This window comes from Pseudomonas sp. BIGb0558, from assembly GCF_024807515.1.
Classification (GTDB): Bacteria; Pseudomonadota; Gammaproteobacteria; order Pseudomonadales; family Pseudomonadaceae; genus Aquipseudomonas; species Aquipseudomonas yamanorum_A.
On sequence record NZ_JANUEW010000032.1, the window covers coordinates 12,499 to 27,852 of the forward strand.

A 15,354-nucleotide genomic window follows, 5' to 3' on the forward strand; every position below is an offset into this window, starting at 1 on the left:
ACGAAAAAGGTATCAGCGAACGTTGAAAAATTTCAGCGAGGTTCGACCGTCACCCAATACCCGGTGAGGCTGCTGACCTTGACCGGCAGGGTTTCCTGCAACAGGTGCAGGCTGGCGTCGGTATCGCGCAGGGAAAACGCGCCCGACACGGTGAGGTTGGCCACCGAGTCGTGGCAGCGCAACACACCGGCGCGATAACGCCCCAACTCATCCAGCAGGTCCGCCAGGCGCATGTGCTGGGCCAGCAGCATGCCGCTCTCCCAGGTCAGGGCGCTGACATCCAGCGGTTCCACGGCGGCCACACGGTCCGCACCGAAGGCGCCCTGCTCGCCCGCCTTGACGATCACGCCTTGGGTCGCATGCTCCGGCAGCAACTCCACCGCGCCTTCGGTCACGGCCACTCGGCTTGCCTGCTCACCTACCCGCACGCTGAAACGCGTGCCCAAGGCCCGGGCGGTACCGTGGCGGGTCTGGACGATAAAGGCACGATGGGCCGCATCCTTGGCGGTGGTGATCAGCACTTCGCCCTTGAGCAGCTCAATGCGCCGTACCTGATCGGAGAACGCGATATTCAGCGAGCTGCCGGTGTTGATCAGCACACGCGTGCCGTCGGGCAAAGTAAGGTTCTTTTGTTCGCCAATGGCGGTGTGCTGGTCGGCCGTCCATTGCTGCCACGGCAATTGCCGATACGCCAGCCAGGTCGCCGGGCCCGCCGCCAGCAACAGCCCGAGGGCCTGGCGTCGGCCGAGGGGTTTCTTGCGGCCGATGCGCTTGAGGGTATCGCCGGCAATCGCCGCCGGCACCGTGTTGAAGTCCCCGAGAATCGCCTGCGCCCGCTGCCAGGCCTGGGCGTGCTGGACACTGCGGCCCTGCCACTGGGCAATGGCGCGACGGTCTTCATCGGTGGCACTGCCGGACTGCAGCTGCACCATCCAGTCGGCGGCTTCCCCGAGGATCAGCGGATCAATCGGCTGGCTCATGCCACGCTCAGGCAGGCCAGGAAGGCATCGCGCATGTAGCGTTTGACCGAAACCAGCGACACGCCCAGGGCATCGGCGATCTGCTGATACGTCAGGCCGTCGATCTGCGACATCAGGAATGCCTGGCGGGTCTTCTCCGGCAGGTCCCGCAGCATCGCTTCAATGCGGTACAGCGCTTCGAGAATCAGCCAGCGGGTTTCCGGCGAGGGTACGTGCTGCTCGGGCAGATGGGCGATGGTTTCCAGGTAGGCGCGCTCCACCTCCTGGCGGCGCCAGCTGTCGATCATCAGGCCCTTGGCGATATGGGTGAGCAACGCTCGTGGCTCGGCGCCCAGGTTGCTGGTGGTTTGTCGGGTGAGCAGGCGCATGAAGGTGTCGTGGGCCAGGTCGGCCGCATCGCTGGCGTTGCCCAGCTTGCGGTCCAGCCAACGGTGCAACCATCCATGGTGTTCGCAGTACAGGTCCTGGATATGCAGATTGAGGGGAGACGACATGCCGATCACCGGGGCGCGCCGGAGCGGTGAGGCTCAAGCGTAATTAAGAATTGATCGCATTCTAATCTGCATCGAGGGTGCTGGCAATTTCACAGTTTTTTCAGCGCTGAAGATTCCTGTGGGAGCTGGCTTGCCTGCGATGGCGGTGTATCAGTCACCAACGATGCAAGCTGGGCCGCCGCCATCGCAGGCAAGCCAGCTCCTACATTTTTGAGCTTCGCCCGGCGTGTTATCCGGGCGCTTGGATTACGCCAGTTCAGCCCGCAGTTGACGCGCCGCCGTCACCATGTGAATCAGCGCCGCTTCCGTCTCCGGCCAGCCGCGGGTTTTCAAACCGCAATCCGGGTTCACCCACAGCCGCTCGGCCGGGATGCGCTTGGCCGCCTTGCGCAGCAGGTTGGCCATTTCCGACGCATCCGGTACCCGTGGCGAGTGGATGTCGTACACCCCAGGGCCAATGTCGTTCGGGTAAGCGAAGGCTTCGAACGCCTCCAGCAATTCCATGTCCGAGCGCGAGGTTTCGATGGTGATCACGTCAGCATCCATGGCCGCGATGGACTCGATCACGTCGTTGAACTCGCTGTAGCACATGTGGGTATGGATCTGGGTTTCGTCACGCACGCCGGAGGCGCACAGGCGGAAGACTTCGGTGGCCCAGTCCAGGTACTCCTTCCACTGCGCCTGGCGCAACGGCAAGCCTTCACGGAACGCGGCTTCGTCGATCTGCACGATCTTGATCCCGGCGGCTTCCAGGTCCACCACTTCGTCACGAATCGCCAATGCCAGTTGCCGGGCCTGCTCTTCACGGCTCACGTCTTCACGGGGGAACGACCACATCAGCATGGTCACCGGGCCGGTCAGCATGCCTTTCATCACCTTGTTGGTCAGGCCTTGGGCATAGCGGATCCACTCCACGGTCATGGCTTTCGGGCGGCTCAGGTCACCGAAAATCACCGCCGGTTTCACGCAGCGCGAACCATAGCTCTGTACCCAGCCGAAGCGGGTAAATACATAACCGTCCAGCTGTTCGGCGAAGTATTCGACCATGTCGTTGCGCTCGGCCTCACCGTGTACCAGCACATCCAGGCCAAGGTTTTCCTGCACCTCTACCGCGTGGCGAATCTCGCTGTGCATGGCTTCGACGTATTCGGCTTCGCTCAGCTTGCCGGCCTTGTACGACTGGCGTGCCAGGCGGATCGAGGCGGTTTGCGGGAACGAACCGATGGTGGTGGTCGGGAACAGCGGCAGGTTCAGGCCGGCCCGTTGTTTCTCGATACGCTGGGCAAACAGCGAGTGACGCTGGCTGTCCTTGGCGGTAATAGCGGCAACGCGGGCTTGCACAGCAGGCTTGTGGATACGCGGGGAAGCGGCCCGTGCAGCCTGCACGGCGCGGCTTTCGGCCAAGGCGGCGACCACGTTTGGCGCTTCAGGTTGATTCACGGCCTGGGCCAGCACGGCCACTTCTTCACACTTCTGCACGGCAAACGCCAGCCAGCTTTTCAGCTCGGCATCCAGCTTGTCTTCACGGCCCAGGTCCACCGGGCTGTGGAGCAACGAGCTGGACGGCGCGACCCACAGGCGATCACCCAAGCGCTCATGAGCGTGCTGCAAGGTAGCCAGGGCCTTTTCCAGGTCGCAGCGCCACACGTTACGGCCATTGACCACGCCCAGGGACAGCACCTTATAAGCCGGCAGGCGATCGAGGATGGTCGGGTATTGATCCGGTGCACGCACCAGGTCGATGTGCAGGCCGTCGACTGGCAGGTTGGCAGCCAGGCCAAGATTCTCTTCAAGGCCGCCAAAGTAGGTGGCCACCAGCTTCTTCAGCGGGTCACGCTGGATCAGGTTGTAGGCACGCTCAAACGCGTTCTTCCAATCCTGCGGCAAGTCCAGCACCAGGATCGGCTCGTCGATCTGCACCCACTCCACGCCCAGGTCCGCCAGGCGCTGGAAGATCTGACCGTACAGCGGCAGCAGGCGGTCCAGCAGGTCGAGCTTGTCAAATTCGCCACCCTTGGCCTTGCCCAGCCACAGGTACGTCAGCGGGCCGATGACCACCGGCTTGACGGTGTGGCCGAGGTCGCGGGCTTCCTTGACCTCTTCGAACAACTGATCCCAACCCAGGTGGAATTGCTGGTCGGCGCTGAATTCAGGCACCAGGTAGTGGTAGTTGGTATCGAACCACTTGGTCATTTCCTGGGCGTGGGCACCGCCGCAGCAGTTGTCGCTGACGCCACGGGCCATGCCGAACAGCGTGTGCAGGGTGGCTTTGCCGTCGGCCGGGCGGAAACGCTCAGGGATCACACCGAACATCAGCGAGTGAGTCAGCACCTGGTCGTACCAGGCAAAATCACCGGCGGGCAACAGCTCGATGCCGGCATTTTTTTGCAGCTCCCAGTGGGTCTTGCGCAGTTCGCGGCCTACGGCGCGCAGGCCGGCTTCGTCGAGTTCGCCCTTCCAAAACGCTTCCTGCGCTTTTTTCAGTTCACGATCGCGACCAATGCGCGGGAATCCAAGGGAATGGGCAACAGCCATGACATAAAGCTCCAATGTGTGTGTATGGGAGCTATTGTCGGGATCGAACGATAGTGAGACAAACTCATTCTATTCCAGATGATCACAAGTTCTATTCATGATGCCAGCGCAATCAGGTGTGGGAGCTGGCTTGCCTGCGATTGCGGTGGGTCAGCTGCACTTCTATCAACTGACAGAGTGCTATCGACCGCGTATGCCTTTGCTTCGCGCTACATCACGCCTGTTTTGCTTATCACTGAAATAGCCGGCAGCGTCTGTTTCACCTACCGCACGCTCCCCATACTTTTGCTTCCCGAACCTCCAAGGAAGCCCTCACATGGAACCTCATCAGCCTGCGCCTGTTACCACCCTGCTCGTTCACTTCGCCGCGTTGGGCGTGGCCATCCTCGGCATCGGTAGCCTGGCCCTGTTGATGGCCTGGGCCGGGCGCCTGATTTTCTAGGTCAGTCGGCCGGAATGTCGGCGCTCAAGGTACGGATCAGCGCGTGCGCCTGAGCGTCCCGCTGCGCGGTGTACAGCACCACTTCGCGACTGGGCAGCGGCGGCAGGTCGAAGCGCTGCTCCACGTCGACGCAGCCACTCGGCGCCATCCGCCCCACCATCGCACCAATGCCAATCCCCGCCACCACCGCCGCGCCGATCGCCAGGATGCCGCTGCCCACAAACGCCTCTTCCCAGGCACGGTTCTGCTGGGCCAGCGCCGCCATCACCATGCTGCGCATGCCGCAAGGCTCCGGCTGGATGGCCAGGGGCAACGCCCCGCCCTGGCGCAACTCGAAGTCGCGTGAAGCCATCCAGCCGAAGCGTTCAACGCCCACCACTTCGCCGTCCTGGCGACGGTTGTCATGGCGCAGGATCATCGCCACATCCAGCTTGCCCTGCTCGTAGTTCATCAGCATGTCCCGCGAGGTGCCGAGGCTGAACGCGACGATGACGTCCGGGTCGGTGGTGGCCAACCGTCGCAGCCACAGGCTGAGATCGGCGCCGACAATGTGATGGCTGACGCCCACGCGCAAGGTGCGCTTCTGCGGGCCAAAGCAGTTCATTGCATCCTGGTAGTTGTCGAGCAAACGTCGGGCGCTGGCCAGGAACATCTGGCCGTGGGCCGACAGCGTGACTCGCCGCGGCGTACGCTCCAGCAGCTTGCGGCCGAGGTTTTCTTCGAGGCGTTTTATCTTAAGGCTGATGGCCGCCTGAGTGCCGCCGATAGCATCGGCGGCGCGGGTGAAGCTCTGGAGTTCGGCGACCAGGACGAACGCCTGGATGGCGTCGATATCGGGCATTTTCATGGGTGGGCTGACGCTGGAAAGTTAAGCGGTGACGTTAGCATGCCGCGCCTGCTGCCCAAACCACTGCATGATCAGTGACCACGCCGTCTGATGCCAATGGCACTTCATGCCAAACCATTAAGTGCCCAGAAGCGTTAACAGACTTCAGTCAATCAGCCCATCCGCGTCATAAAACGGATACGGCCCCGGGTAGTCCCCGAACACGCCGTTGTGGCTCACCAGCCCTTGCTGTTCATCCCAGCGATGCAAGAGATAACCCGCCGGCTCCAGGTTGAAATGCGCCGGTGCGGCCTCCTGCAAATCCAGCACGATTTGATGGGACGTGCCCGGGCATACACAGCTCACACTGCCGCCGAAACGGCGTTGCATCGGCCGGTGCAAATGCCCGCACAGCAGGCGTTCCACCTGGGGGTGACGGGCGATGACCTTTTCCAGCGCGGCAGCATTACGGAACGGCTCTCGGTCCATATGGCCGATGCCGCTGATAAACGGCGGGTGATGCAAGATCAGCAGGGTCGGCACGTTCGGGCGCAGCGCCAGTTGCTCGTCAAGCCACTGCAACTGGCTGTCGAGTAACTGGCCGCCATGGGCGTCGGGAATCGTCGAGTCCAGGCCGATCAAACGCACCGGGTAGTCATCCACCACCCAGTCCAGCGGTCCCTCGGTGCCATGGGGCAAGTAAGCATGATCGCTGAAGGCATCCAGCAAATGCTGGCGGTGGTCGTGATTGCCCGGCACCAGGTAGCAAGGCATCTGCAAGCGGGCCAGCTCGGGGTGCAGCACGGCGTATTCATCGGCGCGACCGAAGTCCACCAGGTCGCCGCTGATCACCACGATATCCGGTCGTGGATAGCTGGCATTCAAATGGTCGACCGCGCGGCGCAACGCACCAAGGGTGTCGACCACCCCATAAGTCAGGCGCTGGCCGGCTTTAAGGTGCAGATCGCTGATCTGCGCAACAAGAAACGGACGCTTCAAAATAGGCTCTCTGAATTCAGGCATGCAGGGTGAACAGCTTGTGTGGGGCGATGGCCAGGACAATCGGCGCGCCGACCGCGTGAAGCTGGTTGTCGTTGCTGTCCACCAGCAGCGGTTGCGGGCCGCCGACGTCCACCAGCAGACGGCTTTGCGCGCCCTGGAAAAACTGCGCCAGCAGGCGCCCGTGCAGGTGCCCTTCGCTCTCCATCACCCGCAGGTGTTCGGGGCGGCAGTACACGGTGGTCGGCAGATGGGGTTCGTGCCACGGCAGTTCGCCGCCGCACACCGTCAGGCCATGGGCGGTGCGATCGATCACCGAAAAGGCATTCAGGTTGCCCACGAAGCCTGCAACAAACGCATTGGCCGGCTGCTGGTAGATCTCCCGCGGGCTGGCCAGTTGCGCGATACGCCCCTGCTCCATCACCAGGATACGATCCCCCAGGGCCATGGCTTCGCCCTGGTCGTGGGTGACGAACACCGAGGTGATGCCCAGGCCGCGCAACAGCTGATCCAGCTCGCTGCGCAGGCGCTCACGCAACTGTGCGTCGAGGGCGGCCAGCGGTTCGTCCAGCAACAGCACTTTGGGGCGAGGCGCCAACGCGCGGGCCAGTGCCACACGCTGGCGCTGGCCGCCGGACAGTTCATGGATGCTGCGCTTGCCATGATTCTGCAGGCCCACCAGCTCCAGCAGTTCGTCACAGCGCTTGTTGCGCTGCGCCGGCGCGATACCGCGAATCTTCAAGCCATAGACGATGTTGCCGGCCACATCCAGGTTGGGAAACAACGCATAGTTCTGGAACACCATGCCCACGTCACGCCGCTCGATGGGCAGGCGGGTGACGTCGGTGTCACCAAAAAAAACCTGGCCCACATCGGGACGTTCAAGGCCGGCGATCAAGCGCAACGTGGTGGTCTTGCCGCAACCGGAGGGGCCGAGAATGGCCAGGGTTTCGCCGCCCTCGATGGTCAGGTCAAGGTTCTGCACGGCAACGGTGCCGTCGGCGAATGCCTTGCGGCAACCCTTCAGGCGAATGGTGATAGCGGTCATCGACGCTCTCCACGGGACAGACGAGCGCTGATGGCCTGCAACGCAATCAGCAGCGGCACGATCATCAGCAAAAAGATAAGGGTGTAGGCGCTGGCGATTTCCAGGCGCGCCGAGGCGTAGCTGTCGGCGAGGCCCACAGGCAAGGTCTTGGTCATCGGCGTATGGAGCATCCAGGTCAGGTTGAACTCACCCAGGCTCAAGGTGACGACCATCAGCACGCCCGCGAGGATCCCGGCCCGGCAGTTGGGCACCACCACGCTGAAAAAGCGCTTGATCGGCCCCGCACCCAGACTGGCCGCCGCCTCTTCCAGCACCGGCAGTTGCTGGCGTTGCATCACCGCCATCACCGGGCGCACCAGGAACGGCAAGGTGAACAACACATGCCCCACCAGGATGAACAGCCAACTGCTGCGAAACCCGCCGAACTGGCCGTAGGTCAGCAACAACGCCAGGGCACTGGCCAGGCCGGGCATGGCCACCGGCAGCACCATCAATTCCTCGAAGGCGCGGCTGAAGCGGTTGTTCATGCGCACCAGGGCGTATGCCGCCGGCACGCCGATCACGCAGACGCACACCGCGCAGGCCAGGGCCAGTTGCAGCGAGAGCCAGACCGTCGGTGAGTAGGCCTGCCACACCTGGATCAACCAGTCGAAGGTCAGGCCGCTGGACAGGCCGACGAAGAAATTGCGCGTCAGCCCCGCCAGCAATGACATCAATACCGGCACCAACATGAAGGCGCAGACCAGCAAGGTAAACAGCAGCTGGATGACAAACAGCGATGAGCGCTTCACAGGACCGTCCCCGCGTTTTTCACCAGGCGCCGCGTGAGCAACAGCACGGCCCAGGTCACCGCACCGAGCACCACCGAGAGCGCGGCCGCCACGGCAAAATTGGCGTAGTTGGTGAACACGTTATAGATGGCGACGGGCGTCACGTTCAGCCGCGTGCCCAGGGTGAACGCGGTGCCGAAGGCGCCCATGGACGTGGCAAAACAGATCGCCCCGCACGAGGCCAACGCCGGCGCCAGGCCCGGCACGATCACATCGCACACCACCCGCCAATGCCCGGCACCCAGTGAATGGGCGGCTTCCTCCAGGCTGCGGTCGAGGCTTTCACACGCCGCCATCACCGTGAGGATCACCCGTGGAATCGAGAAGTACAGGTAGCCGACAAACAGCCCCGCCAGGGAATAGGCAAAGATCCAGCGCTCGCCGGCCAACTGCAATCCCAGGGCGGCAAACAAGCCCTGGCGGCCCGCCAGCAGGATCACCAGGAAGCCCACCACCACACCGGGAAACGCCAAGGGAAACGTCAGCAGCGCCACCAGCGCCGAACGCCCGAAGAATTGCTGGCGGGCGAGAAACACACCGGCGATGCCGCCCACCAGCAGCGCCGCCAACGTCACCAGCACCGCGAGCACGCAGGTTTGCGCCAGGCTGCCCAGGTATTGCGCGCTGCTCAGGACCTGCCAGTAACCGCTGCCGTTGCTGTCACGGCTTTCGCCCCCCAGCACCAGCAGGTGCGCCAACGGCAACAGCCAGAAGGCGAGCAGCACCGCAAACGCCGGGGCCAGCGCCCAGGCGGGATTTGGCCGCAAAAGTGCCTTCACTTACTTGACCTCACTCAGGTAGCGCGCGGCGAAGGCTTCCTGCACAGCGGCCATTTTCTGGTAATCCACCACGCCGGCCCGGGCATAGTCGCTGTCCGGCAGAAACTGCGCGGCGACGTCCGCCGGCATCTTCACCGGCCGCACCGGGCGCAGGTAGGCCTTGGCCCAGAGTGCCTGGCCTTGATCGGACAGCACGAAATCCAGGACCTTTTCACCATTGGCACGATGCGGCGCGTTCGCCACCAGGCTCATCACGTACGGCACGCTGATGCTGCCTTCCTTGGGAATCACGAAGGCCACGTTGGCGTTGTCCTTGTAGCGGGCGCGGTAGGCGTTGAAGTCGTAGTCCACCAGGATCGGCAACTCGCCGGAAAGCACCCGTGCGTAGGCGGTTTGCTTGGGCACGATGGGGGCGTTTTTCGACAGCTTCTGGAAGTAGTCGATGGCCGGGGCGAAGTTGTCGAGGTCGCCGCCCATGGCGCCGTTGATCGCCACCGCAGAGACGTAGCCGACGAAGGCGCTGGAAGGGTCGAGGTAGCCGACCATGCCTTTGTACTCAGGCTTGAGCAGGTCGGCCCAGCTTTGCGGCACCGGCAGGCCACCCAGGGCGTCGACGTTGACCATGATGCCCAGGGTGCCGGAGTGAATCGCGAACCACTGGCCGTCAGGGTCTTTCAGGCCGGCGGGAATCTGTTCCCAGCCTTTGGGTTTATAGCCCTCCACCACCGCAGCCTTCTGCGCTTGCAGGCCGAACGTCACGCCGTAGTAGACGACATCGGCCACCGGCGCGGCTTTCTCGGCCACCAACTGCGCCAGGGACTGGCCGGAGTTCTTGTTGTCCAGCGGCACCTGCACGCCAGTGCTCGCGGCGATGGCCTTGAGTTGCGTGCCCCAGTCCGCCCAGTCTGGCGGGCAGTTGTAGCAAATCGCAGTGTCGGCGGCCTGGGCCAGGCTGGCCGCGCCGCACAGCAGCAATGCCGCCAGGGTTTTACTGAGCATGCTCATCAAGCGTCTCCTTTATGGGGTTGGGTGCTTTCGCCCGGCCGGATATGGCACGGCAGGCAATGGGAAACCGGGGCGTTGCCGGCGATCTGCGCCAGCAGTTGGTCGATCACGGTGCTGGCCAAAAGCGCGATGGGCTGCACCACGCTGCACAACGTCGGGTGCATCTGGGTGCCCAGGGAAATGCCGTCAAACCCCATCACCGAAAGTTGCTCAGGCACATTCCAGGCGTGGCGGCGCAGTTCGGCGATCAGGCTGATGGCGAGAAAATCGTTGGAGCAGACCAGCGCCGTGGGTGCCTGCGGGCCTTGCAGAAAGGACTCGACGGCAGCGAACTCGGCTTGGGTGTGGGCCGGCATTTCGATCACCGGTTGGCTATCGAGGCCGTACTCGCCCATGGCATCGCAATACCCGGCATAACGCAGGCGCGCCCGGTCGGACTGCAACGCAGGGCCGGCGACCATGGCGATGCGGCGATGGCCCGCTTCCAGCAGATAACGGGTAGCGAGGGCCATACCGGCGCGGTTGTCCACCGAGACGGCGCTGTAGTTGGGGTTGTCGGGTTGGTGGTAGGCCAGCACGAACGGCGTTTCTTCCGTGGCCAGGCTGTGGAGCACGCTGTTGCTTTCGGCGTCGGTGACGGTCAGCACCAGGCCGTCAACGCGCTGGCGCAGCAGCTCTTCCACCACGCTGCTTTCGCGCTCGGCGCTGTAGTCGGTGGTCGCCAGCAACAGGTTATAGCCACGCAGGCGTGCCGCGCGCTCCATGGCCTGGAACTGCTCGGCGAACACCGGGTTAAGCAGGTTGGGCACCACCACGCCGATCAGGTTGGTGGTTTGCAGCCGCAGTTGGCGGCCCAGCAGGTTGGGCCGAAAGCCCAGCTCGCGGGCGGCGGCGAAGACCTGCTCGCGGGTGGCCGGGCGTACCTGCTCGGGGGAAGCAAAGGTCCGGGCGGCGGTGGCGCGGGATACGCCGGCCAACCGGGCTACGTCTTTCAAATCAGTCATTGTCACTCGCTTGAGATCGATCTCATTGGCGAGGACAGTAACGGGGGAATGTGGCAGTCAGGCGATGGGGAGATGACGGTTTGATGTCAGCGTGGGCGGGGTTTTGGAGTTCGCTGAACATCTCATGTAGGAGCTGTCGAGCTTTAGCGAGGCTGCGATAGCGGTGGGTCAGGCGACACTTCTATTGAATGTGCCGCCGCCATCGCAGCCTCGCTGAAGCTCGACAGCTCCCACAGGGGATCAGTGTTGCTTGATGGTGTTGTGTTTCACGGTCGGGTTACGAGCCCTTCCTGGGTCGCGTTGGCGAGTATGTCTTGCGCAGGCACGTTTACCCACGTGGCGGCGTCCACCTCGCCCTGCTTCGCCAACCAGGCGTCCACCATCTGATAACCCAACGTGTACCCCAGCCACCTCGGCCGCGTCCCTGTGCCGAAGAACCATTCGCTGTGGTCGTAATACGTGGCCTCCAGAAGCTGGAGCTCTACCGGCGAACTCAGCAGCTCCTCGGGTGCAAGCGCCCTCTCCCACAGCTCCGGCTCACTGCCCAGCACCCGCCGCACAAACTGTCCGGCCAGCCCTTCGCTGACCATGGCCTCTCCCAGCGTCCAGCCATAACCCGGGCCCGCCATGCGCAGGCAATGATGCACTTCATGCACCACATGCCGACGCAGGGAGCCGCTGCGAAAACTGGCGAGCAAATAGTGTCCATGCGTCCATTCTCACCTCTCGTCGCCAAAGCCGGGATCCGTTTCCAATGCGGCTCATCATACCCACAGGCTGTCATATTCACAGGTCAGCTTATAACCGGGCGCGCAAATTCCGCTGACTAACCTTTCGATCTGTCCCAAGTGCGGGCACAATGCGTGTCCTTTTTTGGCAGGCACCGCCGCAGGCTCTGAAAATGATCAAAACGCCGTACTACCTCATCGACAAACAGAAGCTTCTGGTCAACATGCAGAAGATCGCCTACGTGCGCGAACAGTCCGGCGCCAAGGCTCTGCTGGCCCTCAAGTGTTTCGCTACCTGGTCGGTGTTCGACCTGATGCAGGAATACATGGACGGCACCACCTCGTCGTCGCTGTACGAGTTGAAGCTGGGTCGCCAGAAGTTCGAAGGTGAAGCCCACGCCTACAGCGTGGCCTGGGCCGACGATGAAATCGAAGAGATGCTGGATAACTGCGACAAGATCATCTTCAACTCCATCAGCCAGCTGCAGCGCTTTGCCGAGCGCAGCGAAGGCAAGACCCGCGGCCTGCGCGTCAACCCGCAAGTGAGCAGCTCCGACTACCTGCTGGCCGACCCGGCGCGCCCGTTCAGCCGCCTGGGCGAATGGGACCCGGTGAAGATCGAAGGCGTGATCGAGCAGATCTCCGGCTTCATGTTCCACAACAACTGCGAGAACGGTGACTTCAACCTGTTCGACCAGATGCTCAACACCATCGAAGAACGCTTCGGCGCACTGCTGCACAAGGTCAACTGGGTCAGCCTCGGCGGCGGCATCCACTTCACCGGTGAAGGCTATGCCATCGACGCCTTCTGCCAGCGCCTCAAGGCGTTCTCGCAGAAGTACGACGTGCAGGTGTACCTGGAACCCGGCGAAGCGGCGATCACCAACAGCGCCTCCCTGGAAGTGACCGTGCTCGACACCCTCTACAACGGCAAGCACCTCGCCGTGGTAGACAGCTCCATCGAAGCCCACCTGCTGGACCTGCTGATCTATCGCCTGAACGCCAAGCTGGCGCCAAGCAGTGGCGAACACACCTACATGGTGTGCGGCAAGTCGTGCCTGGCCGGGGACATCTTCGGCGAATACCAATTTGATCAGCCGCTGGCCATCGGCGATCGACTGTCGTTCATCGACACGGCAGGCTACACCATGGTCAAGAAAAACTGGTTCAACGGCCTGAAAATGCCGTCCATCGTAGTGAAACAACTCGACGGTACAGTCGAAGTGGTTCGTGAATTTGGTTACGACGACTACCTGTCCAGCCTTTCGTAAAGCGGACAGATAAAGGAGAGATAAAGCAATTGAAAAAGAACGTTCTTATCATTGGTGCAGGAGGTGTCGCCAAGGTGGTGGCCCACAAGTGCGCGCAGCACAACGACGAACTCGGTCGTATTGCTATCGCGTCGCGCAACATCTCCAAATGCCAGGCCATCATCGCAAGCGTCAAGGCCAAGGGTAGCCTCAAGGTACCCGCCGACATCCAGGCCTTCGCGCTGAACGCTCTGGACGTGGAAGCGACCAAGGCTCTGATCCGCGAGACCGAATCGCAGATCGTCATCAACGTCGGTTCCGCGTTCCTCAACATGTCGGTACTGCGTGCCTGCATCGACACGGGCGTGGCGTACCTCGACACCGCCATCCACGAAGAGCCGGGCAAGGTCTGCGAGACCCCGCCGTGGTACGGCAACTACGAATGGAACCACCTGGAAGAGTGCAAACAGAAGAACATCACGGCCATTCTTGGCGTGGGCTTCGACCCGGGTGTGGTCAACGCTTATGCAGCGCTGGCGCAACAAAAGCATTTCGACCGCATTGATTCGATCGACATTCTCGACGTCAATGCCGGCTCCCACGGCAAATATTTCGCCACCAATTTCGACCCGGAAATCAACTTCCGCGAATTCACCGGACAGGTGTGGAGCTGGCAGAACAGCCAGTGGACCAGCAACACCATGTTCGAAGTCAAACGTACCGACGACCTGCCTGTGGTCGGTTCGCAGAACCTGTACCTGACCGGCCACGATGAAGTGCACTCGCTGTCGAAAAACCTCGACGTGCCCAACGTGCGTTTCTGGATGAGCTTCGGCGAACACTACATCAACGTGTTCACCGTGCTGAAAAACCTCGGCCTGCTCTCCGAAAAACCGGTCACTACCGCCGAAGGCCTGGAAGTCGTGCCGCTGAAACTGGTCAAGGCCGTGCTGCCTGACCCGTCGTCGCTGGCACCGGGCTACACCGGCAAGACCTGCATCGGCGACCTGGTCAAGGGCACCAAGGATGGCCAGCCACGCGAGCTGTTCATCTACAACGTGGCCTGCCACGAAGAAGCCTTCGCCGAGACCGACAGCCAGGGCATCTCCTACACCGCCGGCGTTCCGCCTGTAGCCGCAGCGCTGCTGGTTGCCCGTGGCGAGTGGGATGTGAAGCACATGGCCAACGTCGAGGAACTGCCGGCTGAGCCGTTCCTCAAAGCGCTGGACGTGATGGGCTTGCCGACTCGGATCAAAGACGAGAACGGTGACCGTGCCTGGGATGCGATTGCCTGACAGGCGATAGCTGACCGCACAAAAAAATGCGCCCGATGGGGCGCATTTTTTGTTGGGGCCAACCCAAACCTCAAACCCAATGAAAATCAAATGTGGGAGCTGGCTTGCCTGCGATAGCGGTGGGTCAGTGCAGGTTATATTGCCTGACACGCCGCTATCGCAGGCAAGCCAGCTCCCACACTGACGGTGTTCACTTTTATTCAAGATTGCGCGCCGAATTACTCAACGCCCTTGAACACTGCAACAACGCCGGCGCCAGCTGCTTCTCGGCATCCGCCCGGCTCCAGCGACTGGTGGGCGCCACCACATGCACCGCCGCCACCGGCCGGCCATTCGCCCCCAGCACCGGCGCGCCGATGGTCATGTCCCCCAGGAACAGCTCCTGCCCATTCACCGCATAGCCCTGCTCGCGCACCTGCTGCAACGACTCCATGATCCTGTCGACGTCCGTCAACGTCTGGCTGGTGTGCGCCACCCGCTGGCTGTGCTCGATCAACGCCAACGCCTCATCCGGCGGCAACGCACTCAAATACGCCCGGCCCGACGCCGTGCAGTACATCGGCACCCGCGAGCCAATCGGCATGTGCACCGGCACAAAGCCTGAGCTGACGAAGCGCGCGATGTACGTCATGTCGTAACCCGCAGGCTCCGTCAGGCACGAGGTTTCTCCGGTCAGCCGAGTCAATTCCGACAAGAACGGGTTGGCCACTTCAATCAACGAATGCGCATCCAGATAACTGAAGCCCAACTCCAGCACCCGGGGTGTGAGTTGGTAATGACGGGTGCGCGAGTGTTTCCGAAGGTAACCCAGGCTCTCCAGGGTAAACACCATGCGCTGGGCCGAGCTTTTGGTCATGCCGGCGGCCTCGGCCACCTCTGCAAGGCTCATGCTGCGGCGCTGTGCGCTGAATGCCTTGAGCACCGACAGGCCTTTTTCCAGGGATTGGTTGTGCAAGCTGTTGCGTTCTTCAGACATGGCGGACTCGCGGTCAGGTCGATCAAGCGTGGCGATATTTCTACACCAAAGCGCGAAATCCGACCACTAAAAATCGCATATCGATACGAATGGTTCACTTTGTCGATTTTCTATTCCACTAAACGATTTTATTGAATCGAAATGGCACAGAGCTTGCGGTTTC

Annotated in this window: 15 protein-coding genes; 3 read left to right on the forward strand and 12 right to left on the reverse strand. The window is 62.3% G+C overall.

What is annotated here, in order from left to right; translation table 11 throughout:
• Positions 1-32: 32 nt before the first annotated feature.
• The 3 genes from M2400_RS26360 to metE form a co-directional block, all read right to left on the reverse strand.
• Positions 33-980, reverse strand: a complete 948-nt coding sequence (locus tag M2400_RS26360) for a FecR domain-containing protein (RefSeq protein ID WP_259198086.1) — start codon at positions 978-980, stop codon at positions 33-35.
• Positions 977-1,474, reverse strand: a complete 498-nt coding sequence (locus M2400_RS26365) for a sigma-70 family RNA polymerase sigma factor (protein ID WP_177047632.1) — start codon at positions 1,472-1,474, stop codon at positions 977-979. The genes M2400_RS26360 and M2400_RS26365 overlap by 4 nt, the downstream gene beginning before the upstream one ends.
• Positions 1,475-1,720: 246 nt before the next feature.
• Positions 1,721-4,009 (reverse strand): 5-methyltetrahydropteroyltriglutamate--homocysteine S-methyltransferase, encoded by a 2,289-nt coding sequence (metE, locus tag M2400_RS26370; RefSeq protein ID WP_259198089.1) that lies wholly within the window; start codon positions 4,007-4,009, stop codon positions 1,721-1,723.
• A gap of 316 nt (positions 4,010-4,325) precedes the next feature.
• Between metE and M2400_RS26375 the strand changes: the two genes are divergently transcribed.
• Complete coding sequence (locus tag M2400_RS26375) at positions 4,326-4,451, forward strand: hypothetical protein (RefSeq protein WP_256348192.1); 126 nt, start codon at positions 4,326-4,328, stop codon at positions 4,449-4,451.
• 1 nt (position 4,452) lies between these two features.
• Here M2400_RS26375 and M2400_RS26380 read toward each other — a convergent pair whose 3' ends face one another.
• From M2400_RS26380 to M2400_RS26415, 8 genes are all read right to left on the reverse strand, one after another.
• Positions 4,453-5,298, reverse strand: a complete 846-nt coding sequence (locus M2400_RS26380; RefSeq protein WP_256348191.1) for a LysR family transcriptional regulator — start codon at positions 5,296-5,298, stop codon at positions 4,453-4,455.
• A 144-nt stretch (positions 5,299-5,442) separates the two neighbouring features.
• On the reverse strand, positions 5,443-6,276 hold the full coding sequence (locus M2400_RS26385) for a phosphodiesterase (RefSeq protein ID WP_259198095.1): 834 nt from the start codon (positions 6,274-6,276) through the stop codon (positions 5,443-5,445).
• 16 nt (positions 6,277-6,292) lie between these two features.
• Entirely contained in the window at positions 6,293-7,324 is a 1,032-nt protein-coding gene (locus tag M2400_RS26390; RefSeq protein WP_259198097.1) for an ABC transporter ATP-binding protein, read from the reverse strand.
• On the reverse strand, positions 7,321-8,115 hold the full coding sequence (locus M2400_RS26395) for an ABC transporter permease (RefSeq protein WP_177047623.1): 795 nt from the start codon (positions 8,113-8,115) through the stop codon (positions 7,321-7,323). The genes M2400_RS26390 and M2400_RS26395 overlap by 4 nt, the downstream gene beginning before the upstream one ends.
• Complete coding sequence (locus M2400_RS26400; RefSeq protein WP_177047621.1) at positions 8,112-8,933, reverse strand: iron ABC transporter permease; 822 nt, start codon at positions 8,931-8,933, stop codon at positions 8,112-8,114. Before M2400_RS26400 ends, M2400_RS26395 begins: the two co-directional genes overlap by 4 nt.
• Entirely contained in the window at positions 8,934-9,938 is a 1,005-nt protein-coding gene (locus tag M2400_RS26405; protein WP_259198104.1) for an ABC transporter substrate-binding protein, read from the reverse strand.
• Positions 9,938-10,942, reverse strand: a complete 1,005-nt coding sequence (locus M2400_RS26410; RefSeq protein ID WP_177121441.1) for a LacI family DNA-binding transcriptional regulator — start codon at positions 10,940-10,942, stop codon at positions 9,938-9,940. Before M2400_RS26410 ends, M2400_RS26405 begins: the two co-directional genes overlap by 1 nt.
• 266 nt (positions 10,943-11,208) lie before the next feature.
• Complete coding sequence (locus M2400_RS26415; protein WP_259198107.1) at positions 11,209-11,640, reverse strand: DUF2268 domain-containing protein; 432 nt, start codon at positions 11,638-11,640, stop codon at positions 11,209-11,211.
• Between the two features lie 203 nt (positions 11,641-11,843).
• Between M2400_RS26415 and M2400_RS26420 the strand changes: the two genes are divergently transcribed.
• Positions 11,844-12,941 carry a carboxynorspermidine decarboxylase gene (locus M2400_RS26420; protein WP_259198109.1) on the forward strand — a complete coding sequence of 366 codons (1,098 nt, stop codon included), beginning with the start codon at positions 11,844-11,846 and terminating at the stop codon, positions 12,939-12,941.
• 29 nt (positions 12,942-12,970) lie between these two features.
• A complete protein-coding gene (locus M2400_RS26425) occupies positions 12,971-14,215 on the forward strand; it encodes a saccharopine dehydrogenase family protein (RefSeq protein WP_177047612.1) in 1,245 nt (414 codons plus the stop codon).
• Between the two features lie 196 nt (positions 14,216-14,411).
• Here M2400_RS26425 and M2400_RS26430 read toward each other — a convergent pair whose 3' ends face one another.
• Entirely contained in the window at positions 14,412-15,191 is a 780-nt protein-coding gene (locus M2400_RS26430) for an IclR family transcriptional regulator (protein WP_177114527.1), read from the reverse strand.
• Positions 15,192-15,354: the final 163 nt, after the last annotated feature.

Coding starts and splice junctions, on each gene's coding strand:
- M2400_RS26360 (WP_259198086.1), bottom strand. CDS start 980: ATGAGCCAGCCGATTGATCCGCTGATCCTCGGGGAAGCCGCCGACTGG.
- M2400_RS26365 (WP_177047632.1), bottom strand. CDS start 1,474: ATGTCGTCTCCCCTCAATCTGCATATCCAGGACCTGTACTGCGAACAC.
- metE (WP_259198089.1), bottom strand. CDS start 4,009: ATGGCTGTTGCCCATTCCCTTGGATTCCCGCGCATTGGTCGCGATCGT.
- M2400_RS26375 (WP_256348192.1), top strand. CDS start 4,326: ATGGAACCTCATCAGCCTGCGCCTGTTACCACCCTGCTCGTTCACTTC.
- M2400_RS26380 (WP_256348191.1), bottom strand. CDS start 5,298: ATGAAAATGCCCGATATCGACGCCATCCAGGCGTTCGTCCTGGTCGCC.
- M2400_RS26390 (WP_259198097.1), bottom strand. CDS start 7,324: ATGACCGCTATCACCATTCGCCTGAAGGGTTGCCGCAAGGCATTCGCC.
- M2400_RS26405 (WP_259198104.1), bottom strand. CDS start 9,938: ATGAGCATGCTCAGTAAAACCCTGGCGGCATTGCTGCTGTGCGGCGCG.
- M2400_RS26410 (WP_177121441.1), bottom strand. CDS start 10,942: ATGACTGATTTGAAAGACGTAGCCCGGTTGGCCGGCGTATCCCGCGCC.
- M2400_RS26420 (WP_259198109.1), top strand. CDS start 11,844: ATGATCAAAACGCCGTACTACCTCATCGACAAACAGAAGCTTCTGGTC.
- M2400_RS26430 (WP_177114527.1), bottom strand. CDS start 15,191: ATGTCTGAAGAACGCAACAGCTTGCACAACCAATCCCTGGAAAAAGGC.